Origin of the sequence: Luteimicrobium subarcticum, from assembly GCF_002798015.1 — a bacterium.
In the GTDB taxonomy this organism is placed as follows: domain Bacteria; phylum Actinomycetota; class Actinomycetes; order Actinomycetales; family Cellulomonadaceae; genus Luteimicrobium; species Luteimicrobium subarcticum.
In genome coordinates this window covers 250,771-272,912 of record NZ_PGTZ01000009.1, presented here as the reverse complement: position 1 = coordinate 272,912, position 22,142 = coordinate 250,771, and the positions used below count along the sequence as shown (strand labels likewise).

Below are 22,142 nucleotides of genomic sequence, written 5' to 3'. Positions count from 1 at the left end.
TCCTGTTCGGTGAGGATTCCGGGCGGCGCTCAGGCGCCCCAGCCGGCCTGCGTGCCGCCGACGCGGTCGGCAGCGATCTGCTGCAGGTAGCCCGAGGCCGCGAAAGCGGCCATCGGGTCCGCGGGCAGCCCGCGGGACTCCCGCCAGGACGCGAGGCTCGGTCGGACGTCGGTGTAGAAGGCGTCCATGAGGACGGCGTTCGCGCCGAGCACGTCGTTCGCGGCCTGGGCCGCGGCGAGCGCGTCGCGGTCGACGAGCAGGGCGCGCGTCGCCATCTCCTGGACGTTGAGGACGGACCGGATCTGACCCGGGATCTTGTCCTCGACGTTGTGGCACTGGTCGAGCATGAACGCGACGCCCGCCTCCGGGTCGAGGCCGCCGCCACGCACGACCTCGAACAGGATGCGGAAGAGCTGGAACGGGTCCGCCGCACCCACGATGAGGTCGTCGTCGGCGTAGAACCGGCTGTTGAAGTCGAACGCGCCGAGCTTCCCGAGCCGCAGCAGCTGCATGACGATGAACTCGATGTTCGTGCCCGGAGCGTGGTGGCCCGTGTCGAGGCAGACCGTCGCCCGGTCCCCCAGCGCCGCGACGTGCGCGTACGAGGTGCCCCAGTCGGGGACGTCGGTCGCGTAGAAGGCCGGCTCGAAGAACTTGTACTCGAGCACGAGGCGCTGCTCGTCGCCGAGCTGGGCGTAGATCTCGGCGAGCGACTCGGCGAGGGTGTCCTGGCGCTGGCGCAGGTCGTTCTGGCCGGGGTAGTTGGAGCCGTCCGCGAGCCAGATCTTGAGGTCGCGCGAGCCCGTCGCGTCCATGATCTCGATGCACCGGAGGTGGTGGTCGATCGCCTGCCGGCGGGCGGCGGGGTCGGCTGCGGTGAGCGAGCCGAACTTGTAGGCGTCGTCCTGGAACGTGTTGGAGTTGACGGTGCCCAGCCCCACGCCCAGGCCCTCGGCATACCGGCGCAGCGCGGCGTAGTCGTCGCTGACGTCCCACGGGATGTGGAGTGCGACCGTCGGGGCGGCTCCCGTGTACCGGTGCACCTGCGCGGCGTCCGCGATCTTCTCCGCGACGGTCCGCGGGGTGCCCGGCGTCCCGAAGACCTTGAAGCGCGTGCCGCTGTTCCCGTACGCCCACGACGGCACCTCGATCGCGAGCGACTCGAGCTGGGGGGCGATCGACTCGAACGTCGTCATCGGTGGTTCCTCTCGGGGTGACGGGCGCGTCCGTGCGACCGCTCGTGCCGCGCGTCGGCGTGGACCCACTCGCGTTGAATGGATTCAATATAGGTGACGGTACGGCTCCACCCTGGTGATGTCAAAGAGTGCTCGGTCCGGCGCGCTCGGGCTGCTGTGCTCAGACCGTGCGGGACGTGCTCGACGCGCGGACCACGAGCTCCGGCGCGAAGACGACGTGCTGCGCCGCCGAACCGGCGTCCAGCAGCAGCTCCGCCGCCCGGGCGCCCATCTCGTACGCGGGCTGGCGCACCGACGTCAGCGGCACCGCGAGCTCGCGCGCCACCTCGATGTCGTCGTACCCGACGATGTCGACCTGCCCCAGCAGGCCGCTGCCGCCGATCCTGCGCAGCGCACGCTGCACCCCGATGGCGACCAGGTCGTTGACGCAGAAGACGGCGGGCGGCACACCCCGGTCGGCGACCAGGCGCGTCATCGCGTCGTCGCCACCGGCGGCGTCGAGCGACACGAGCGTGATCTCGTCGACCACCGCTGCCGGCTCCAGCCCCGACTCGACCAGCGCCCGATCCACGCCGGTGCGCCGACGCGCGGCCTGCCGAACCGTGTGCGGTCCGTTGATCATCGTGATCGACCGGTGCCCGCGCTCCACGAGGTGCGCCGCCGCGAGCGCGCCGCCGCGCTCGTCGTCGACCGAGACCGACGAGACGGCCGGGTCGTCGGAGTCGGCGTCCACCAGGACGACCCGCACACCGCGAGCCTGGAGGGCCCGGTACGGCTCGAGGTCCGGCGCCGACGGGACCACCAGCAGACCCACCACGCCGTGCTCGACGAAGAGTCCCCGGTACTTCGCCTCGCGGTCCGGGTCGTCGTCCGAGTCGGCGAGCATCAGCGTGTAGTCGACCGGCGTCAACGTGGACTCGATCCCCCGGGCCAGCTCCGTGAAGAACGGGTTGCGGATGTCGAGCAGGATCGCGCCGACCGTCGTGATCTCTCCCGCCCGCAGGCCGCGCGCGAACACGTTGCGGACGAACGAGAGCTCCTCGATCGCCGCGAGCACCCTCTCGCGCGTCGCCGTCGCGACCTTGTCGGGGTTGTTGAGGACGTTCGAGACCGTCCCGACGGAGACGCCCGCACGGCGGGCGACGTCGTTCACCGATGCTCGGCGTCTCGTGGTCACCCCGCGATCCTGGCACACCGGCCCGACGACGCGGACCCTCCCGTCAGAGACCCGCGATGCCGTCCCCGAGGAGCTTCACGCCGATGACGAGCAGGAGCACGGCCAGCACGATGTTGTTGTGCTGCACGAGCCAGTTCTTCATGGCGTCGAGCACGGACGGCGCCCGGTCGCCCATCGCGAGGTAGATGACGATCGGCAGCAGCACGCCGAGGCTCGCGACGACGGCGAACACGATCGAGGCGACCACCTGCGCGGTCGTGTCGTCGGGTGCGGCGGCGGCGATCGTCGCGCCGCCCGAGATCACGAGCAGCAGGTTCTTGGGGTTGATCCCGCCGAGCAGGACGGCGAGCCCGGTCGCCTTCACGGGCGTGAACGAGTCGATCGCGGACATCCACTTCGGCGGGCTCGCCTGCTGACCCTCCCGCGGCCTGCCCTGCCACTGCGTGAAGCACAGGAACAGCACGAGCACGCCGAGCACGATCTTGGTCCAGCTGACCCAGGCGGCGGGCCCGCCGTCGTCGTCGGTCGACGACCCCGCGAGCATCGCGACGACCAGGGCGATGACGAACACCGCGAGCACCCAGCCGACGAGGAACGCGAACGCGTTGACCTTCGCCTTCGCGCTGCTGAGCATCAGCACGACCGCCGCGATCGGCAACGGGCTGATCATCACGCCGACCGCCACGGGCAGCGAAGCCCCGATCGCGCCGTTCACCGTCGCACCCGCGCGTCGTCGACGCCCTGGAGCCCGCGCCCTGCGGCGCCCTGCGCTGCGTGCCTCATGATCTCGCTCCTCGGTCGGTCCGGTCGTGCCACGTCATCCTCGGTGTCCGGGCGCCTCAGGCCGGACCCGCCGGGTCGCACGGGAGCCCGGCCGTCGCGTCCTCCAGGGCGTGCTGGACCCGGGCCCGGGCAGCGTCACCTGGAACACCTTGCCGGATCTCGAGCGACACCGCGAGCACCGCGACGGCCTCGGCGTTGCGTCCGAGCATCCGCAGCGCCGTCCCACGGCTCAGGTAGGCGTTGGACCGGATCCGGGCGGCGCCGAGCCGCTCGCTGACCTCGACCGCCGTCGTCGCCACCTCGAGCATCTCCTCCCACCGTTCCGCCTGGCCCAGGTAGCCCGCGAGGTTCGCGTACCCGGACGCCTCGGTGAACAGGGCGACCTGCGCGCGCGGGCGCGTGCGCTCGTCCGTCGCGACCTCGATGACCTGGCGCATCAGCGCGATGGCGTCGTCGATGCGGCCGAGCTTGGCGCGCACGTTCCCCAGCGCGACGAGCGCCTGCGGGTACCCCTCCCGGTCGCCCGCGGCACGCAGCCACCGCACCGCGGCCTCGGCGTGCACCTCGGCGACCGCGAGGTCGTCGCGGCGGGTCGCGATCCACGCGAGGTAGGCCGACGCCCACCCGGCCTTCGCCTCGTCGGCGGCCCGCTCGGCCGCCTCCACGGCCCGCAGCGCCGACGCGAAGGCGGCGTCGGAGTCGTCCAGACACTCCATCTGCGCCCAGGCCAGGTACCCCTCGTGGACGGCCACGAGCGCGTCGTCGCCGAGCTGCCGTGCCGACTGCGCGGACAGCTCGAACACCTCGGCCCAGGACACCCACACGGCCCAGAGGTCCGAGAACCAGTGCAGCGAGTCGGCGACCTCGACGACGCGCCGGTGGTCCCCGCTCCGGGCCGCGCGCCGCAGGGCAGCGAGCCAGCTCACGGACTCGGCCTTGAGCCAGGCCATCGCGTCCGGGGTCCCGTCGAGGTCGAGGAGCCCGTCACCGGGGTCGACGGTGTCCTGGTGCTCCGGCTCGAAGTACCGGCCGGCGCGCACCGCCGACGCGAGCAGCCAGCGGTCGGCCGCGACGCCGACGGCCCGGGCGCTCTCGGCGTCCTCCTGGGCCCGCAGCTCGTGGTCGGCGAACAGGCGCAGCAGGTCGTGCAGCTGGAACCGGTCGCCGGCGACGTGCTGGAGCAGGCTGAGGTCCACCAGCTCGTCGAGGAGGTCCTCCGCGCGCCACCGCGACCCTCCGACGAGCACGGCAGCGAGCGCGGCTCCGACCGTGGGCGCCTCGATCACGGCGAGCCGCCGGAAGAGCTGCTGCGCACCCGGGCCCAGCTGCTCGAACGACGAACGGAACGCGGCGGCGACGCCGAGGTCTCCCGCGACGAGCGTGTCCAGGCGGCGCTCCTCGACGGCGAGCCGGGCCACCAGCCCCGACACGGGCCAGCCGGCGCGGGTCGCGAGCCGGTTCCCCGCGATGCGCAGCGCGAGCGGCACGGCGTCGCACAGCTCCGCGAGCCGGACGAGGTCGTCGCGCTCGTCGTCGCGGTCGGGCAGCATCGCCCCGAGCAGCCCGACGGCGTCGTCCACGCCGAGACGCTCGAGGGCGAACCGCCGGACGTCTTCGAGACCACCGAGGCTGCGCCGGCTCGTCACGAGCACCGCAGCAGGACCCGCGGACGGGACCACGGCCCGCACCTGGTCCTCGGAGGCGGCGTTGTCGAGCACGAGGAGGACGCGTCGGCCCGCGAGCGCCGCCCGCAGCGCGGCCGGCGCCTCCCGCGGGCCGACGGTGGGCCCACCGTCCGGGCCGACGGCCTCGAGGACCCTCCGCACGACGGTCGCGGGTGCCAGCGGTTCACGGTCCAGGCCGCGCAGGTCGAGGAACAGCACGTCGTCGAAGTCGCCCCCGAGGTCGACGGCGACCTGCACGGCGAGCGTGCTCTTGCCGAACCCGGGCGGCCCGGACACGAGGACGACGGGGGACGCGGCGCCCGGCGCCGCGGCACGGAGCAGGGCCCCGACCTGCTCCCGCTCCGCGGCCCGGCCCACGAAGTCGCCGACGGGCCGCGGCAGCGGCAGCGTGTGCAGGGGAGGACGGGCGTCACGACGCCGCCCGGTGCGCGCCGCGAGGACGAGGGCGTCGCGATCGGTGCCGGCGAGCCCGAGGGCGTCGGCCAGTGCGCACACCGTGCGGTGCTGAGGACCACGGCTGGTGCCGCGCTCGATGTCCCCGATCGCGCGGTCGCTCACCCCGGACGCGGCCGCGAGGGCCTCGAGCGTCATGTCCGCGGCGAGCCGGTAGCCGCGCAGGAGGCTGCCGAGCGAGGTCGTCACCGTGCGTCTCCCGGGTTGTCGGGGCGCGGTCCCGCGCCAGTTCTTCCTGTGTTCTTCCTGGTCGCGAGCCCGCCGACCGCGGTCGAATGAGGTGAACGGTACGTGCTGCCGAACCCCTTCGACGAGAGGACCCACCGTGTCCGGCCTGTCCCCCACCGTCGTCCTCGTGCACGGCGCCTTCGTGGACGCCGCCAGCTGGGTCCCCGTCGCGCACCGGCTCCTCGCCGCCGGGCACCCGGTGGTCGTCCCGGGTCTGTCGAACCGCGGCCTGGTGACGGACGCCGAGTACCTCCGCTCGTTCGTCGAGCAGGTGGGCGGTCCGGTGCTGCTGGCGGGTCACGGCTACGGGGGCGTTGTCGCGACCGTCGCCGGGGTGGCGGAGAGCGTCGTAGGGCTCGTCTACGTCGCGTCGCCCGTCCTCGACGAGGACGAGAGCCTCAGCACGGTCGGTGACTGCTTCGACGACTCGGACGTCCCGTTCCTCGTGCACCGCCGCTACCCGGTGGAGGCGGCGGAGGACGGCACGGACCTGTTCGTGTCGCCCGCCGCCTACGGGGCCGTCGTCGCGGCGGGCCTGCCGGACCAGGTGACCCAGGGGCTCGCCCTGTCGCAGCGCCCGCTGGCGGCGAACGTCCTCGGCGAGCTCGCCCCGGCGGCGGCGTGGCGGAGCCTGCCGTCATGGGGTGTGGTGCCGACCGCCGACCGCCTCGTCCCGCCGGACCTCGTCCGGTCTGGCCTCGCCCGCGCCGGGGCCCGCAAGGTCGTCGAGCTCGACGCACCGCACCTCGTCGTCCTCACCCACCCCGACGACGTCGCCGACGTCGTCGTCCACGCCCTGGCCGAGCTCGTGTGACGCGAGCCGGTCCCCGCCCCGGCCGTCCGGCCCGGGCGACCCACCACAGGAGGAACCATGCCCTTCATCACCACCTCGGACGGCGTCGAGATCTTCTACCAGGACTTCGGCTCCGGACGTCCGGTGCTGTTCAGCCACGGCTGGCCGCTGAGCTCGGAGGCCTGGGAGCGCGAGCTGAAGCTCTTCGCCGACCACGGGTACCGGGTCATCGCCCACGACCGCCGCGGTCACGGCCGGTCGTCGCGCAGCCGCACCGGGAACGACATGGACACCTACGCAGCGGACCTGGCTGCCCTCGTCGACGCCCTCGACCTGCGGGACCTGAGCCTCGTCGGGCACTCGACGGGCGGCGGGGAGGTCGTCCGGTACGCGGCGCGCCACGGCGCCGGGCGGGTCTCCAAGGTCGTCACGGTGGGTGCCGTGCCCCCGTACATGATCGTCACGGAGGAGAACCCGGACGGCACGCCGCTCGAGGCCCTGGACGGGATCCGGGCGGGCGTCCTGGCGGACCGGTCGCAGTTCTACCAGGACCTCACGACCCCGTTCTTCGGCGCGGACCGCGAGGGCTCGACGATCTCCCAGGGCCAGCGCGACGACTTCTGGCGGCAGGGGATGCTCGTGGGCCTCCAGTCGGCGTACGACTGCGTGAAGGCGTTCTCGGAGACGGACTTCACCGAGGACCTGCGAGCGCTCGACGTCCCGGTGCTCATCGCGCACGGGGACGACGACCAGATCGTGCCCATCAAGGCGGCGGCGTACCGGTCGATCGACATCGTGCGGCTCGGCACCCTCAAGGTCTACCCGGGTGCCCCGCACGGCATCGTCGGGGCGTACCAGGAGCAGCTCGACAAGGACATCCTGGAGTTCCTCGCCGAGTGACCCCCGAATGACCTGTGCCGGCGCGCGCCCGACCCGCGGGACGGGCGCGCGCCGGGCGGCTCAGCCCAGCCACTCCCGCGCGGCGTCGACGAGCAGCGCGACGCCCAGGTCGAGCGTCGGCTGCGCGACGGGTGCGAAGAACGGCGAGTGGTTCGGGGCGACGCCGTCGGGCAGGCGGAACCCGCCGCCCTGCGCGGCGGCCGGGTCGAACCCGGCGAACAGCGCGGGCGAGAAGCCCCCGAGGTTCCAGTACACGAGCGGCACGCCGGCCGCGGTGGCGAGGTCGCACACGTCCTCCGAGCCGGCCGCCGGCCCGATGTCGATGATCGTGGGGGCACCGCCCGCCGCCGTGATCGCGGCACGCTGCGCGTCGAGCGTCCGCTGCAGCGCCGCGGTGGTGCGAGCCGACGCGTCCGGGTCGTTGACGGTGAGGTTGAACGTGGCGATGTCCTCCAACTCCGGGGGCTCCGGGGCGCCCGACGCCGTGGCCTCCGCCTCGACGATCCGGCGGATCGACCCGAGGACCTTCGTCCGGACGGCCTGGTCGAACGTGCGGACGTTCACGAGCAGCTCGGCGCGGTCCGGGATGATGTTGGCCTGCGTCCCGGCGCGCAGCGCACCGACCGTCACGACGGCCGCCTGCGTGGCGCCCACCTCGCGGGACACGATGCCCTGGAGCCGCTGCACCGTGGCCGCCGCCATGAGCACCGGGTCGACCGTGGACTCCGGCATCGACCCGTGCCCGCCCTTGCCGTGCAGGGTGATCCGCAGCGAGTCGGCCGCCGCCATCGCGGTGCCGACGGTCAGGTTCACCACGCCCACGGGGAACGGCATGACGTGCTGGCCCAGCACCACGTCGGGCGTCGGGACCGTGTCGTACAGGCCGTCGTCGACCATCGCGCGCGCGCCCGCGCCGACCTCCTCGGCCGGCTGGAACACGAGGACGAGCGTGCCCGACCAGGCGTCGTCGTCCGCGAGCGCCGCCGCCGCGCCGAGCAGGCACGTCGTGTGGACGTCGTGCCCGCACGCGTGCATGGTGCCCGACTCGGTCCCCTCAGGGGTGACGGCCGTGTCCGTCGACGCGTACGGCAGCCCGGTGCGCTCGGTCACGGGCAGGCCGTCCATGTCGGCGCGCAGCAGCACGGTCGGGCCGTCGCCCCGCGCGAGGACCGCGGCGACCCCCGTCCCGCCGATGCCCTCGTGGACGTCGTACCCCAGGCCTCGCAGGCGGCCGGCGACGATGCCGGCGGTGCGGTGCTCCTGGAACGCGATCTCGGGGTGCGCGTGGAGGTCGGTGTAGAGGGCGGTGAGCTCGTCGGACGTCAGCGCGGTCATGCGCTCATCGTGCCGCGGTGCGCTCAGTTCTTCAGCGCGGGCACGAGGTCGATCGGCGTGCTGTCGTCCGACGGGGTGAGCGTGACGACCAGCGGCTCGCTCGCTCCGGTGTCGGCCGTCACCTGGCGCAGGTACCCCTTCGCGTCGACCGCGTACCGGACGAGGGGGTTGTCGCGCGCGTCGGCGGTGCCGCCGGTGGGGCCGTCGGTCGCGGCACCCCCCGCCGGCGCGGTGAACAGGTCGACCTCCGTGCCGTCGACCGTCCCGGTGCCCACCCAGCGGGCGCCGTTCTGCTGGAGCAGCACGGGGTTCTCGGGGCGGTCGGACGCGAGGTTCAGGGTGAGCACGAGGGCGGCGTCGAGCGGGTCGTCGGCCACCATCGCGGCGGCCTGCCAGCCGGACGTCGGTGCGGGCGTGGGGAGGAGCGAGTCCCCTGTGGCCGGGACGACGGCCTTGCCGGTGAGCGTCCACTGCAGGAGGGCGTCGCCCTCGCGCGAGGTGACGTGCGCGAACGCCTCGTGGTCGCGCATGTCCGCGCGCCCGGTCAGGTGGAGCACGTCGCCCTGGACCGGCACGCGCAGGTCGACGTCCGTCCACTGCTGGTCCCACACGTCGAACCGTGCGACGGCGAGCCGGTCGGCCTCGTCCGACGTGACCGGGCGCGCGGACGCCGCGGGCGCGCTCGTCGTCGCACCACCGCCGCCCGCACCCCCGCCGTTCGGACCCGAACCCGTGCAGCCCGCGAGCGCCACGGCGATCGCGACGACCAGACCCGTGCCGGCGACGCGCATCCCCGCCGGTCGCGCCGCGCTCACCCGTGCGTCCTGTCGGCGAGCAGGTCCGCGGCGGGGACGCGCACGGCGTCCACGTCGACGTCCGGGGCGCGGGCGCCGGTGGGCGCGTCGTCCGGCATCGAGGGCTGCGTCGGCGGCGCCTGCACGTCGCGGAACGAGATCCCGGGGGGCGCGTCGGGCCGTTCGAGCGTCCCGCCGGCGGCGCGCGCGCTCCCGCCCCCGGTACAGGACCAGTCGTCGAGCAGGCCTGCGGGCAGGGTCGTCCGCAGGACGTTCCCCTGCGCGCACAGCCCGGCGCCGGGCGCGCGCGCCGACGCGAGGTACGCGACGTCGGTGCCGTTGCCCGTCGCCCGGTTCCCGACCACGCGGACGCCGTCGGGCGGGATGTCCTCGGCGGAGGCGATCTGGATGCCGACGGACGGGTTGCCGGTGACACGGTTGCGCCGGATCTCGTCGTCCTGGCCGCCCGAGACGGCGACGCCGACGCCCCAGGCGCCGTCGGCCTGCGCGGGCGTCTGCGCCGCGTGGTTGTCGGACACGACGTTCCCGACGAGGGCGGTGCCGTGCTGCGGCTCGAACGCCTCCTGGTAGTCGGACATCAGGGAGGCTCCCACCCGGTTCGACGTGAAGCGGTTCCCGACGACGGTCACGGAGTCGCTCGCGTTCGTCTGCTCGTACCCGACGGCGTTGAGCTCGGCGACGTTGTCGCGCACCACGATGTCGCAGTGCCGGCACTGGCCGACGTAGAACCCCGAGTCGGCCGACCCGGACGCGTAGCTCTGCTCGATCACGCCGTGCTGCGCGTCGAACGCGTACACGCCGTACAGGCCGTTGTTCGACGCGGTGACGTACCGGACCGCGAAGCCCTGCAACGGCGGGTACCTGTCCGGGTCGAGGCGCGTGTACCCGTCGCTGCCCCGGGCGAGGCCGCCGTCCTGGGTGAGCCCGGTGACGAGGACGCCGTTGAGCGTGTAGTCCCGCACGGTGAGGTTCTCGACCTGCACGCCCGGTGCGGTGACGACGACGCCGTTGGGCCGCAGGCCGCCGCCGTCGAGGACGACCCCGCCACGGTCGGTACCCCGCAGCACGACGTCCTGGGTGCGGACCGCGACGGACTCCTCGTACGTCCCCGGGGAGACGAGGACGGTGTCCCCTGGCGCGGCCCGGTCGAGGGCGCCCTGGATGGTGGTGGCGTCCTGCGGCACGCGGATCGTGCCGGGCGTGCTGCCCGTCCCCCCGGTCGACGCAGTCCCCGACGCGCCGGGGGTCGGAGCGGGCGACGATCCCGACGTGCACCCGGCGAGCGCCCCGAGCAGCAGCGCGGCGCCGAGCACGGCACCGGACAGCGTGCGGACGACCGTCGGGACGGTCCGGCGGGCGGTGCTCGCGCGCAGCATCCGCGCAGTCTATGACCGGGCGGTAACGGGTCGGCGCGGGTCGGCGCAGGCCGGTCAGTAGTGTTCGGCCCATGACCGGCCACGACGCGGACGAGACGGCGGCGCCCGACGCGCCGAGCCGCCGGCGGTTCCTGCTCGGCGCCGTCACGGGCGCGGCGGGCGGCGTGCTCGTGGGCGCGGGCGGCGTCGCGGCGCTCGACGGCGGATCGACGGGCCGGGCGACCCCGACCACGTCGGCCGGGACCCCGGGCGTCGACCCCCACGGCGACCACCAGGCCGGCGTCGACCGTCCGGCGGCGCTGCAGCGACACGTCGAGCTCGCGGTGCTGGACCTGCCCGCGCGCCTGCCGTCCCGCGACGACGTCGCGGACCTGCTCGACCGCGTCGGCGAGCGCGTCACGACGCTCGTCGTGGGCACGGACCCCGGGCTGGGCGGCCTGACACCCACGCGACTCACCGTCACCGTCGGCGTCGGGCCGCGGGTCGCGGCGGCGTTCCTCGGCGACGACGCCCCCGCCGCGCAGCCGCTGCCCGCGTTCGCCCGCGACGACCTCTCCCCCGCCACGGAGGGCGGGGACGTGCTGCTCCTCGTGCGCTGCGACGTGGGGCCGGCCGCCGCCCGTGCCGTGCTGGCGCTGCGCGACGAGACCGGGCTGGACGTCCGCTGGACCGCGACGGGGTTCGCCGGGCCGCCGGAGGGGCTCGCCGCGCGCAACCTGCTCGGCTTCCACGACGGGCTGAGCATCCCGCGCACCGACGCCGAGCTCGCCGCGACCGTGTGGAGCCGCACGCCGCGGGGAGCGACCACCCTCGTCGTGCGGCGCATGCCGATCGACGTCGCCCGGTTCGGCGCGCAGCCGGTCGACGCGCAGCAGCGCACCATCGGGCGCGAGCGCGCGACCGGCGCACCCCTCAGCGGAGGAACCCAGGCGGACGGCCCCGACCTGAACGCCAAGACGGACGACGGCCAGTACCTCGTGCCCGCGGACGCGCACGTCCGCCGGGCGCACCCGCTGCCCGCCGGCCTCGACGGGCTCATGCTGCGCCGCAGCTACTCCTACGCCGACGGCCCGGGCGCGGAAGGCCTGCTGTTCATGGCGTTCGGCGCCGACACCGACCTGTTCGTCCGCACCCAGCAGCGGCTCGACGAGCAGGACGCCCTCATGGCGTTCACGCGTGCCACGGCGTCCGCGTCGTTCCTGGTCCTGCCGGGTTTCACCCCCGGACGCGGGCTCGGCTCGGTCCTCCGGGACTGACCCCCAGAACCCGTCGGGACGACCGCTGCGCGTCCCCGCGCGCACGAACCACACCGGGGGAATACTGTCCGGACCGGGGGACCCAGCAGGCGAGTCACAGGAGCGACATGGGAGTGCGGGGAGCACGCGGCGGGATCGCGCTCGTCGGCGCCTTCGTCACCGCCCTGGTCGTCGCGACGTCGGGCACGCCGGCTCTCGCCGTCGACGGCTCGGTGTCGGGCACCGTGTTCCAGGACTTCGACTCGAATGGCGTGCTGGACACCGCGGGCGGCGCGGGCGTCCCGGTGGACCGCGGTGTCGCGGGCGTCCTCGTGACCGCCGTCGACCGCGAGGGCGCGACGGTCGGGACAGCCCGCTCGGCGGCCGACGGCACCTACTCCGTGGCGGTGACCGGAGCCGACAGCGCCGACGTCCGCCTCCAGTTCTCCGACCTGCCGGACGGGTACGAGCCGTCCTACTCGGTGCTCGGCGCGGGCGCTGGTGAGAGCGGCAGCGACGTCCAGCTCGCGCAGGTGGGCGACACCGGCCTGGACTTCGGGATCAACGCGCCGGACGACTACTCGTCCGCGGGCGTCGACACGCCCGTCGTGACCGCGATCCACTACTCGGGCGACCGCACCGAGCAGCAGGTCGCGAACCAGCCCGCGATCGTCGCGTACCCGTGGCAGACGGGTGCGACGTCGCCGGGCAGCGCACCGGCGTTCAACGGTTCGGACCTCGCCGAGAGCCGCACGACGCTCGCGACCGTGAGCCAGGTCGGCGGCGTCTGGGGGCTCGCGACGCAACGGTCGACGGGCGACGTGTTCGCGTCCGCCGTGCTCAAGCGCCAGGTCGACCTCGGCCCCCTGGGGCTGGGCGGGATCTACGTCGTCCCGCGCGTCATGGACCCGAGCACCGGCGAGATCGGGACGCCCGGCGCCGCGCGCCCCTACTTCGACCTCGACGGGCAGGGTGACGTCGACCTCAACCCCGACGGCGTCGACCTGAGCACGGCGGGCCGCGAGCTCGGGGCGTTCAACGTCACCGCCGCCGACGGCGACGTGTACGACACCGCGGGCACGATCGGCCTGGGCGGCATGGCCCTGTCCTCGGACGGCAACACCCTCTACGTCATGAACCTCACGCAGAAGCGGCTCGAGCTGGTCGACGTGTCGGGGGTCGTTCCGCAGTACATCGGGTCGCAGGACCTGAACCTCGGCCCCGACGACCGGCCGTGGGCGGTGTCCGTCCTGCACGGCACCGTCTACGTCGGGTACGTGCAGGACGCGTCGGCAGGCGACCAGCCGCCGCCCGCGGACGGCGCGGTGGACGACGACGAGTGGTTCGTCTCGGATTCGCACGCGGTCGTCCGGTCGGCCCCGGAGTCGGACCTCGGCGCGCTCGGGAGCGCGTCGAGCCAGGTCCTGGACACCCCCCTCGACTTCCAGCGCGGCCTGGTGTGGGGCGTCGCGTGCGGCACGGCCGGCGAGGCCGACCAGCGCACGCTGCGGTTCTGCCACTGGCACCCGTGGACGCAGGCCCAGGGCGACGGGACGTACCAGTTCGGTGCGAACCTCATGGGCATCAGCGACCCGGGCACGGCCGGCATCGGTTGGGCGCAACCGCTGGTGAGCTCGATCGAGCTCACCGCGGACGGCGACGTCGCGATCGGCATGCAGGACCGGTTCTCGCTGCAGGCCGGCAACTACGACGTCGGGCCGGACGGCACGAACTCGAGCACCGAGCACGGGTTCGAGGGCTACAGCCAGGGCGACACGCTCCTCGCGGCGAAGGCGGCGGACGGCACGCTGACGCTCGAGTCGGACGGTGCGGCGGGCGGGGTGACGGGTGCGTCGCCGGGCAACGTGGAGGGGCCGGGCGGCGGAGAGTTCCTCGACGACTCGAACGTGTTCGCCGACCCGGCGGAGCAGGTCCACCACGAGAACACGACAGGCGCACTGACCCGGCTGCCGGGCGTCGACGAGCTGCTCAGCACGGCGTTCGACCCGGCGGTCGACTTCCGGACGAACGGGTTCTCGTGGTTCGACACGTCGGCCGGATCGGGGACGACGGGCGAGTCGCAGCGAGCGCGAGTGGTGCAGGACCAGGACCTCGCGGGCGCGCTGCAGAAGGCCGGCGGCCTCGGGGACGTGTCGACGCTGCTGCCTCTCGCTCCGCTGCAGATCGGCAACGTGGTGTGGTTCGACGCCGACCAGGACGGCGTCCAGGACGCGGACGAGCCGCCGCTGCCCGGCGTGACCGTGAACCTGCTCGACGCGGACGGCAACCAGATCGCCACGACGACGACCGACGCGAACGGCCAGTACTACTTCGCGACGGACGACCCGGACATCGACGGCTTCGACCCGGACGGCGGCGACTACACGGTCCAGTTCGTGAAGCCGACCAGCGGGGACGCGTTCGACGACGACTCCACCTTCGGGACGGTGCCGTGGACCGACGTGTCGTTCACGGCGCAGGACGCCGGGACGAACGACTCGGTCGACTCGGACGCCGACCCGACCACGGGCGAGGTCCCCTACACCGCGGGCGACCCGGGCGAGAACGACCCGACGATCGACGCCGGGTTCGTCGCGGACGTCGACACGACCGTCACGAAGGTGGTGGACGACGCCGGCCTGTGGGTCGACCCCGACGCGACGTACACGATCACGGTCGACGCCCGGGACTTCCGCGGCGACCCGCTGCCGAGCACGACGCTCACGCTCGGCGACGGCGACACCGCCGACGCGCCGGTCGCGCCCGACACCTGGCCGGCCGGCACCCAGGTGCGGGTCACCGAGGACGCCGACCCGAGCTTCGACACCACGGTCGACCCGGACGGCTGGACGCTCGTGAGCGACGGGACGCCCGAGGGCGGCTTCACGGTGACGAACACGCGCGTCGCGTCGACGGGGTTCGAGATCCTCAAGGACGTCGAGGACTCCGGCGGTCTCGTGCCTGACGGCACCACGTACACCGGCACGTGGCAGTGCACCTACCCGGACGCGTCGACCGTCGTCGGCTCGGGCGCGTGGGAGCTCACCGGCGGGGGCACGACGACCGTCGCGTCCGACCTGCCCGTCGGTGCGACCTGCACGGTCACCGAGGACCCCCCGGCCGTCGTCGACGACGGCGCCTGGCAGGACCCTGACATCTCCGGCACGGTCACGCTCGGCCCGGGCGACGACACCGTCCCGGTGGTCACCGTGACGAACACCTTCACGCCGGACACGCCGACCCCCACCCCGACGCCGTCGACCGCGACGCCGACCGTCAGCCCCACGACGAGCCCGACCACGACCGGCCCGACCACGGCCGCACCGGTGCCGTCGCCGACCGGCACGACGCCTTCGGACCTCGCCGTCACGGGTGCCGACGTGCGGCGCCCCCTGCTGGCCGTGCTGGCGCTGCTCGTGCTCGGCGGAGCGTTCGTGCTGGTGGCGCGGCGCCGGACCTGACCGACCCCGGTCAGGACGCGGGGTCGAACCCGAACGCCTGCAGCTCCTGCTGGCACCGGCACGCTGCGGCGATGCGCGCAGCCCACTGCTCGGCCTCCGCGCGTGTCGGGACCTCGAGGACGCAGAAGCCCCCCTGCAGCTGCCGCGTCCTCGGGTAGAGGTCCGTGCTGACGGTGCCGTCGCCCGCGACGAGCACGGGGGCGACCGACTCGTCGACACCGCCGCCGAACACGTACACGCCAGCAGCCTTCGCCTCCTCGATGACGGCGTGCGAGTCGTCCGACACCGCCGGCATCTCCTCCTCCGTGGCATCCATGACTCCGCTGGGGAACGAGATCAGGTACTTCGTCATCGCCGGCTCCTTGTTCGGTGGTTGGCTGGTTGACGGCCCTCACCACATGGACCGGCGGCACGACAGGAACTGAGCGGGTGCGTGGAAGCCCTCCCGGGCGTCGACTGGGAGTGACCGACACACCGACGCACCCCGGGAGGTCCCGATGACCACGCTCGACGACGCCGTCGCACGGCTCGAGGACAGCGAGCAGCTGGACGCGCTGACGCGGCTCTTCGACCGCGTCGCCGCGACGATCCCGCACGGCGCCGTCGACGACCTGCTGCGCGGCAAGCCCCTGGGGCACGCCCTGCACCCGTCGCTGACGGACCTGCCCATCGGCTTCTGGACGTCGGCCACCGTGCTCGACCTGGTCGGCGGGGAGCGCTCGCGGCACGCGGCCCGGTTGCTCGTCGGCCTCGGGCTGCTGAGCGCCGCCCCCACCGCGCTCGCCGGGTTCGCGGACTGGCGGCGGACCGGCACGGCCGCACGCCGGGTCGGCGCGGTGCACGCCGTCGCGAACGAGGTCGCGGTCTCCTGCTACGCCCTGTCCTGGCTCGCGCGGGGTCGCGGCCGGCACGGGCTCGGGGTGCTCACCGGGCTCGTCGGCGCGACGGCGGCGTCGGTCGGCGGCCTCCTCGGCGGGCACCTCACGCTCGCGATGGGCGAGCCCGCGGGAGACTGAGGTGTGACCACTCGTCCACCGACCTCCGGCCACCCACCCGCCGCGTGCCGCTCGCTCGTCGAGGTCGCGCCGGGCGTGCTCGTCGCCACGAGCCGCACCATGACGACGACGTCGACCCTGCTCGCCGGCGGGTCGGACGTGCTGCTCGTGGACCCGGCGTGGCACCCGGACGAGCTGGACGGGCTCGTCGCGGCCGTCCGGGGGCGCGGGCTGTGCGTCGTCGGCGGGCTCGCGACGCACGCGCACCACGACCACCTGCTGTGGCACCCCGGGTTCGGCGACGCACCGCGCTGGGCGTCCGTCGCGACGGCCCGGCTCGCGCAGGACGGGCGCGAGGCGATGGTCGCGGAGCTGCGCGCGCTCGACGACCTCCCGGCGCACCTGGCCGACCTCGTGGGCCGGGTCCGGGCAGTGCCCGACGACCCGCCCGCGCTGCCGGCCGAGAGCGTCCCGCCCGGCTTCGCGCCGGAGCTCGTCGTGCACGACGGGCACGCACCCGGGCACACCGCGGTCTGGCTGCCCGACCAGCGCGTCCTGCTCGCGGGCGACATGCTCAGCGACGTCGAGCTGCCCCTACCGTTCGACCCCGACGACCTCTCCGCGTACCGCGCGGCCCTGGACCGCCTCGCTCCGTACGCGGCAGCGGCCGACGTCGTGGTGCCGGGGCACGGGACACCCGGCACCGATGCGCTCGCGCGGCTCGACGCCGACCGTCGGTACCTCGACGACGTCCTGCACCGTGGCCGTTCCGACGACCCGCGGCAGGCGAACCTGGGGATGGCGTACGAGCACGCGCGCCTGCTCCGGGTCGTCGGGAGGGGCTGACGTGTCCGCCCAGCACCTGTGGTGGCGCATCCCGGACTACGCGTTCGGGCTGCGCCGCCAGATGTCGTGGCCGGGCGGCTCGCACGCCTACGAGCACCCGGCGCGTCCGACGGGACGGACCGTCGTCCTGGTGCCGGGCGTGTGGGAGCCGTGGCAGTTCCTGCGGCCGCTCGCCGAGCTGCTGCACGCGCACGGCGTGTCGGTGCACACCCTGCCGGAGCTCGGCTACAACCACCGGCCGATCGAGCGGGCCGCGCGCACCCTCGGCGACTCGCTCGTGGAGCGCGACCTGCGCGACGTCGTCCTCGTCGCGCACAGCAAGGGCGGGCTCATCGGCAAGCTCGCCATGCTGCAGCACGACCCCGACGGACGGATCGCGTCGATGGTCGCCGTGAGCTCGCCGTTCTCCGGCTCGGCGATCGCGCGGTGGGTTCCGTTGCGGTCGGTGCGCGCGTTCCACCCGGCCGACGCGACGATCCTCGCGCTCGCCGCCGAGGTCGACGTCAACGGACGCATCACGTCCGCGCACCCGTCCTGGGACCCGCTGATCCCGTCGGGCAGCTTCCTGGAGGGCGCCGAGGACGTCGTGCTCGCGACGCCCGGGCACTTCCGGCCCCTGACCGACCCGCGCCTGCGCACGCTCCTGCTGGCCCGGCTCGCCGGCTGACCGGGCACGGGCGGACGGCGACGGACGGCCCGGGCGGCGTGGAGGGGACGCTCAGGCCAGGCGTCAGCTCGGCAGCTGCAGCACGCGGGTGAGGCCGGGCTGGTCGGGGTCGTCGGTGATCGGGACGCCGTCGAGCCACGACCCGACGACGTGAGCGAGCTCGCCCGGGTGGCTGAAGTTCACGGCGTGCGCCGCCCCCTCGATGAGGACGACCGTGGCGTGCGACGGCGCGAGCCGGCTGATCTCGCGGACGCGCGGCGGGCGCGGCATGAGCGGGTCCCGCGACCCGACGACCGCGAGCGCCGGCACGGGAACCGTCACGAGGCGTTCGAGCGACGGGAACCGTGTCAGCTCGCTGAGCAGGTTGAGGCTGTTGAACAGCCCGAAGCGCACGTAGTCCGGCACGGCCACGCGCGCCAGCGCCGGTCTCTCGCGCACGGCGTCGACGACCATCTGCTGCAGCGCCTTCGCCAGCGGCTGGTTGTTCGCCCCACCCGCCGGCGACACGAGGACGACGCCCTCGACCCGGTCCGACGCCCGGTGCGCCACCTCGAGGCTGATCGGGCAGCCCATCGAGTTGCCGAGCAGGACGACCCGCTCGAGACCCAGCCCGTCGAGGAAGCGCAGCAGGGCGTCCGCGAGCGCCGGGATGCCGAGCGTGTGCTCGGGGTCGTCGCTGCGGCCGTAGCCCGGCAGGTCGGGGACGACGTTGCTGGTGCGCTCCGCGAGCAGGCGCGCCGTCGGCATGAGGTACCGGCCCGAGATGCCGAACCCGTGCACGTGGACGACCGGGGTGGCGCCGGCGACGTCCGGGCTGCGGCGGTAGAAGACGCGGCGCCCGCCGAGGACGAGGTGGTCCTCGGTCCAGCCCGACGGTTGCGGCGGCGTCGGGGGCGGCGGCGGGGACGTGCGCATCCGCCGATCGTGGCAGGTACGAGGGTGCGGCGCTCTCCGGCGCCGGACGAGAGATGCGCGGGAGCACGTGCACCGGCACGATGTGAACGAGCGTCCCGTCCGGACGTCACGACGTCAGGAGGTCCGCGTGCGCACCGTGATCAGCACCGCGTTCGTCTCGCTCGACGGCGTCATGGAGGCGCCCGGGGGCGAGCCCGGATACCGCAACGCCGGCTGGACCGTCACGGGGGTCGACTTCCTCCCGGACGCGTACGAGCTCAAGGGTCGCGAGCAGGCGGAGTCCGCCGCGCTGCTCCTGGGCCGCCGGAGCTACGAGGCGTTCAGCCCGGTGTGGCCCGCCATGCCAGAGTTCGCGGGGTACAAGGCCATGCCGAAGTACGTCGTCTCGACCACCCTGACGGACGACGACCTCGTCGCCGAGTGGGGCGAGACGACGATCCTGCGGTCCCTCGACGACGTCGCCACGCTCAAGGAGTCGGACGGCGGCCCGGTGATCGTGCACGGCAGCGCCACCCTGAACCACGGGCTCTCGGACGCCGGGCTGATCGACCGGTACCACCTGCTGGTCTTCCCGCTGCTGCTCGGCGCGGGCACGCGGCTGTTCAGCGACACCGACCGCGACGCCCAGCGGCTGACTCTCGTCGAGCACGAGGTGTACGCGAACGGGATCCAGAAGCAGGTGTTCGACGTCCGCCGGTGACGTCGACCGGCCCGGTCCGGGCGGTCAGCGAGGGCTGGCGCCCAGCGTGTACCGGACCTGCTGCCCCAGGGCGAGGCGTCCCGACGCGGTCGTGATCGACGCCGCAAGGTCGACGATCCGTGCGCGCAGGTCGTCGCGCTCGCCCGGTGGGACCGCCTCCCACATGGCGCGCTGCCCGTGCGACCACGAGAACTCGACGAGGTGGTCGGCGTCCCGGAACACCGCCTCGACGGTCCGCCCGACCGTGCGGACGTCGTCGAGGCCGGCACCGGCGAAGAGGTGCTCGACCCCCTCGTCCGACGCGAACGGACCGCCTCGCCCGCTCGTCCGGGCATCGAGCATCGCCGGGGGCAGGTAGGGCAGGAACAGGTCGTCGACGCGCCGCCAGCGTTCGTCCTGCGGGCCGAAGGTCGAGACGCCCAGCCGCCCACCGGGGGCGAGCAGCGCGGCCCACCGGGCGAGCGCGTCCGCCGGGTCGGGCATGAAGAAGAGGACGAGCGACGCGCAGACGACGTCGAACGACGCGTACGGGACGTCGGGCGCGCGGGCGTCGCCGACGCGGACGTCGACCTGCGGGAGGTCCGCGAGGTCGCGGGCGGCGAGCTCGACCATGCGCGGCGCGAGGTCGATGCCCACCGCTCGTCCGGCGGCGCCCGTGGCGAGGGCGAGCGGTCGCAGCGCGGCTCCGCGACCGCACCCGATGTCGAGCACGCGCTCCCCCGGGCGGACGGCCAGCTCGTCCACCAGGCCGGCCGCGATCGGCCCGAACCAGGGCACGCCCACGGCGTCGTACGTGTCTGCGACCCGGTCGAAGACACCCGCCGGACCGTCGGGGTGCGCCATCCCTCCACGGTGGCACCGCCGGGCTCCGGCCGCGCGGCGGCCCATGCTGGCGCCTCGACGGCGTTTCACGTGAAACCCTGATCCCTCGCCGTCGTCGAAAGGGAATCACCGTGGGACACCTCGAGGTCGCGCACGTGGACTACGTGCTGCCGGACGGACGCGTCCTGCTCGACGACGTCTCCTTCCGTGTGGGCGAGGGCACCGCCACCGCGCTCGTCGGCCCGAACGGGGCCGGCAAGACGACGCTGCTGCGCATGCTGTCGGGAGAGCTCACGCCCGACGCGGGCACCATCTCCCGGAGCGGCGGCCTGGGGGTCATGCCGCAGTTCGTCGGGTCGGTCCGTGACGAGACGACGGTCCGCGACCTGCTGGTCTCCGTCTCCCCCGACCGGATCCGCGACGCGGCCCGCGCGGTCGACGCCGCCGAGCACGCGATGCTCACCGTCGACGACGAGCCCGCCCAGATGGCGTACGCGCAGGCGCTGTCCGACTGGGCGGACGCCCGGGGCTACGAGGCCGAGACCATGTGGGACGAGTGCACGATGGCCGCGCTCGGCGTCCCGTACGACCAGGCGCAGTGGCGCGAGGTGCGCACGCTGTCGGGCGGCGAGCAGAAGCGGCTCGTGCTGGAGGCGCTGCTCCGCGGCCCCGAAGAGGTGCTCCTGCTCGACGAGCCCGACAACTACCTCGACGTGCCGGGCAAGCGCTGGCTCGAGGACGCGATCCGCACCACCCGCAAGACCGTCCTGTTCATCAGCCACGACCGGGAGCTCCTCGTCCAGGCCGCCGACCGGATCGTCGCTCTCGAACCGAGCCCCTCGGGCACCGAGGCGTGGGTCCACGGTGGCTCGTTCGCGACCTTCCACGAGGCGCGCAAGGAGCGCTTCGCACGGTTCGACGAGCTGCGTCGACGCTGGGACGAGAAGCACGCGCAGCTCGTCAAGCTCGTGCGCACCCTCCGCGACGCGGCGGCGAGCAGCCACGAGATGGCGTCCCGCTACCGTGCCGCCCAGACCCGCCTCGCCAAGTTCGAGGAGGCCGGTCCCCCGCCCGAGCCGCCGCGCGACCAGGACATCACCATGCGCCTCCGGGGCGGGCGCACGGGCGTCCGGGCCGTCACCTGCGAGTCGCTCGAGCTGACCGGCCTCATGAAGCCGTTCGACCTCGAGGTGTTCTACGGCGAGCGGGTCGCCGTGCTCGGCTCGAACGGGTCGGGCAAGTCGCACTTCCTGCGGCTGCTGGGCGGCGCCGACGTCGCCCACACCGGGACGTGGAAGCTCGGCGCACGCGTCGTCGCGGGGTCGTTCGCGCAGACGCACGCGCACCCGGAGCTCGTCGGACGCACCCTGCTCGAGATCCTCTGGGAGGACCACGCGCACGAGAAGCGGCGCGCGATGCCGGTCCTCTCGAGCTACGAGCTGATCTCTGCCGCGGACCGGCCGTTCGACAAGTTGTCCGGGGGCCAGCAGGCGCGGTTCCAGATCCTGCTCCTCCAGCTCAGCGGGTGCACCGCGCTGCTGCTCGACGAGCCGACCGACAACCTCGACCTGGAGTCCGCCGAGGCGCTGCAGCAGGGGCTCGAGGCGTTCGACGGGACCGTCCTCGCCGTGACGCACGACCGCTGGTTCGCGAAGAGCTTCGACCGGTTCCTCGTGTTCGGGTCGGACGGCGTCGTGCGGGAGACCAGCGAGCCGGTCTGGGACGAGCGACGGGTCGAGCGCGCGCGCTGACGCCCGGGC

Annotated in this window: 19 protein-coding genes; 9 read left to right on the top strand and 10 right to left on the bottom strand. The window is 74.1% G+C overall.

What is annotated here, in order from left to right; genetic code table 11:
- Window positions 1-29 precede the first annotated feature (29 nt).
- From rhaI to CLV34_RS11875, 4 genes are all read right to left on the bottom strand, one after another.
- Window positions 30-1,196, bottom strand: a complete 1,167-nt coding sequence (gene rhaI, locus CLV34_RS11890) for an L-rhamnose isomerase (RefSeq protein ID WP_100350514.1) — start codon at window positions 1,194-1,196, stop codon at window positions 30-32.
- A 160-nt stretch (window positions 1,197-1,356) separates the two neighbouring features.
- Window positions 1,357-2,373, bottom strand: a complete 1,017-nt coding sequence (locus CLV34_RS11885) for a LacI family DNA-binding transcriptional regulator (protein ID WP_100350513.1) — start codon at window positions 2,371-2,373, stop codon at window positions 1,357-1,359.
- 43 nt (window positions 2,374-2,416) lie between these two features.
- Window positions 2,417-3,088, bottom strand: coding sequence for a GAP family protein (locus tag CLV34_RS11880; protein ID WP_100350512.1), 672 nt, complete (start codon window positions 3,086-3,088; stop codon window positions 2,417-2,419).
- A gap of 124 nt (window positions 3,089-3,212) precedes the next feature.
- Window positions 3,213-5,483 (bottom strand): helix-turn-helix domain-containing protein, encoded by a 2,271-nt coding sequence (locus CLV34_RS11875; protein ID WP_100350511.1) that lies wholly within the window; start codon window positions 5,481-5,483, stop codon window positions 3,213-3,215.
- A 136-nt stretch (window positions 5,484-5,619) separates the two neighbouring features.
- On the opposite strand from CLV34_RS11875, the gene CLV34_RS11870 reads away from it, so the two are divergent.
- Together CLV34_RS11870 and CLV34_RS11865 are read left to right on the top strand one after the other, a co-directional pair.
- Complete coding sequence (locus CLV34_RS11870) at window positions 5,620-6,336, top strand: alpha/beta fold hydrolase (protein WP_245859197.1); 717 nt, start codon at window positions 5,620-5,622, stop codon at window positions 6,334-6,336.
- 57 nt (window positions 6,337-6,393) lie between these two features.
- Window positions 6,394-7,215, top strand: a complete 822-nt coding sequence (locus CLV34_RS11865) for an alpha/beta fold hydrolase (RefSeq protein WP_100350510.1) — start codon at window positions 6,394-6,396, stop codon at window positions 7,213-7,215.
- 60 nt (window positions 7,216-7,275) lie between these two features.
- On the opposite strand, the gene CLV34_RS11860 is transcribed toward CLV34_RS11865, so the two are convergent.
- From CLV34_RS11860 to CLV34_RS11850, 3 genes are read right to left on the bottom strand one after another with little or no spacing between them, the layout of a single operon-like run.
- Window positions 7,276-8,550 carry an amidohydrolase gene (locus CLV34_RS11860; protein ID WP_100350509.1) on the bottom strand — a complete coding sequence of 425 codons (1,275 nt, stop codon included), beginning with the start codon at window positions 8,548-8,550 and terminating at the stop codon, window positions 7,276-7,278.
- A 23-nt stretch (window positions 8,551-8,573) separates the two neighbouring features.
- Window positions 8,574-9,365 (bottom strand): hypothetical protein, encoded by a 792-nt coding sequence (locus CLV34_RS11855; protein WP_100350508.1) that lies wholly within the window; start codon window positions 9,363-9,365, stop codon window positions 8,574-8,576.
- On the bottom strand, window positions 9,362-10,741 hold the full coding sequence (locus CLV34_RS11850; RefSeq protein ID WP_100350507.1) for a right-handed parallel beta-helix repeat-containing protein: 1,380 nt from the start codon (window positions 10,739-10,741) through the stop codon (window positions 9,362-9,364). Before CLV34_RS11850 ends, CLV34_RS11855 begins: the two co-directional genes overlap by 4 nt.
- Window positions 10,742-10,812: 71 nt before the next feature.
- On the opposite strand from CLV34_RS11850, the gene CLV34_RS11845 reads away from it, so the two are divergent.
- Entirely contained in the window at window positions 10,813-11,997 is a 1,185-nt protein-coding gene (locus CLV34_RS11845) for a Dyp-type peroxidase (protein ID WP_100350506.1), read from the top strand.
- Window positions 11,998-12,104: 107 nt separating this feature from the next.
- Complete coding sequence (locus CLV34_RS11840; protein ID WP_157803824.1) at window positions 12,105-15,437, top strand: SdrD B-like domain-containing protein; 3,333 nt, start codon at window positions 12,105-12,107, stop codon at window positions 15,435-15,437.
- 10 nt (window positions 15,438-15,447) lie between these two features.
- Here the strand turns inward: CLV34_RS11840 and CLV34_RS11835 are convergent, their stop codons facing one another.
- Window positions 15,448-15,789, bottom strand: coding sequence for a YciI family protein (locus CLV34_RS11835; protein WP_100350504.1), 342 nt, complete (start codon window positions 15,787-15,789; stop codon window positions 15,448-15,450).
- 145 nt (window positions 15,790-15,934) lie between these two features.
- Between CLV34_RS11835 and CLV34_RS11830 the strand changes: the two genes are divergently transcribed.
- From CLV34_RS11830 to CLV34_RS11820, 3 genes are read left to right on the top strand one after another with little or no spacing between them, the layout of a single operon-like run.
- Window positions 15,935-16,453: a DUF2231 domain-containing protein gene (locus CLV34_RS11830; RefSeq protein WP_100350503.1), complete on the top strand. Its 519-nt coding sequence runs from the start codon at window positions 15,935-15,937 to the stop codon at window positions 16,451-16,453.
- Between the two features lie 3 nt (window positions 16,454-16,456).
- Window positions 16,457-17,278: an MBL fold metallo-hydrolase gene (locus CLV34_RS11825; RefSeq protein ID WP_245859196.1), complete on the top strand. Its 822-nt coding sequence runs from the start codon at window positions 16,457-16,459 to the stop codon at window positions 17,276-17,278.
- Between the two features lies 1 nt (window position 17,279).
- Window positions 17,280-17,945 (top strand): esterase/lipase family protein, encoded by a 666-nt coding sequence (locus CLV34_RS11820; protein WP_100350502.1) that lies wholly within the window; start codon window positions 17,280-17,282, stop codon window positions 17,943-17,945.
- A gap of 63 nt (window positions 17,946-18,008) precedes the next feature.
- Here CLV34_RS11820 and CLV34_RS11815 read toward each other — a convergent pair whose 3' ends face one another.
- Window positions 18,009-18,860, bottom strand: coding sequence for an alpha/beta fold hydrolase (locus CLV34_RS11815; RefSeq protein ID WP_100350501.1), 852 nt, complete (start codon window positions 18,858-18,860; stop codon window positions 18,009-18,011).
- A gap of 127 nt (window positions 18,861-18,987) precedes the next feature.
- Here CLV34_RS11815 and CLV34_RS11810 point away from each other — a divergent pair, with 127 nt between their 5' ends.
- Window positions 18,988-19,560 (top strand): dihydrofolate reductase family protein, encoded by a 573-nt coding sequence (locus CLV34_RS11810; RefSeq protein WP_100350574.1) that lies wholly within the window; start codon window positions 18,988-18,990, stop codon window positions 19,558-19,560.
- A 24-nt stretch (window positions 19,561-19,584) separates the two neighbouring features.
- Here the strand turns inward: CLV34_RS11810 and CLV34_RS11805 are convergent, their stop codons facing one another.
- Entirely contained in the window at window positions 19,585-20,403 is an 819-nt protein-coding gene (locus tag CLV34_RS11805; RefSeq protein WP_157803823.1) for a class I SAM-dependent methyltransferase, read from the bottom strand.
- Window positions 20,404-20,513: 110 nt separating this feature from the next.
- On the opposite strand from CLV34_RS11805, the gene CLV34_RS11800 reads away from it, so the two are divergent.
- A complete protein-coding gene (locus CLV34_RS11800) occupies window positions 20,514-22,133 on the top strand; it encodes an ABC-F family ATP-binding cassette domain-containing protein (protein ID WP_100350499.1) in 1,620 nt (539 codons plus the stop codon).
- Window positions 22,134-22,142: the final 9 nt, after the last annotated feature.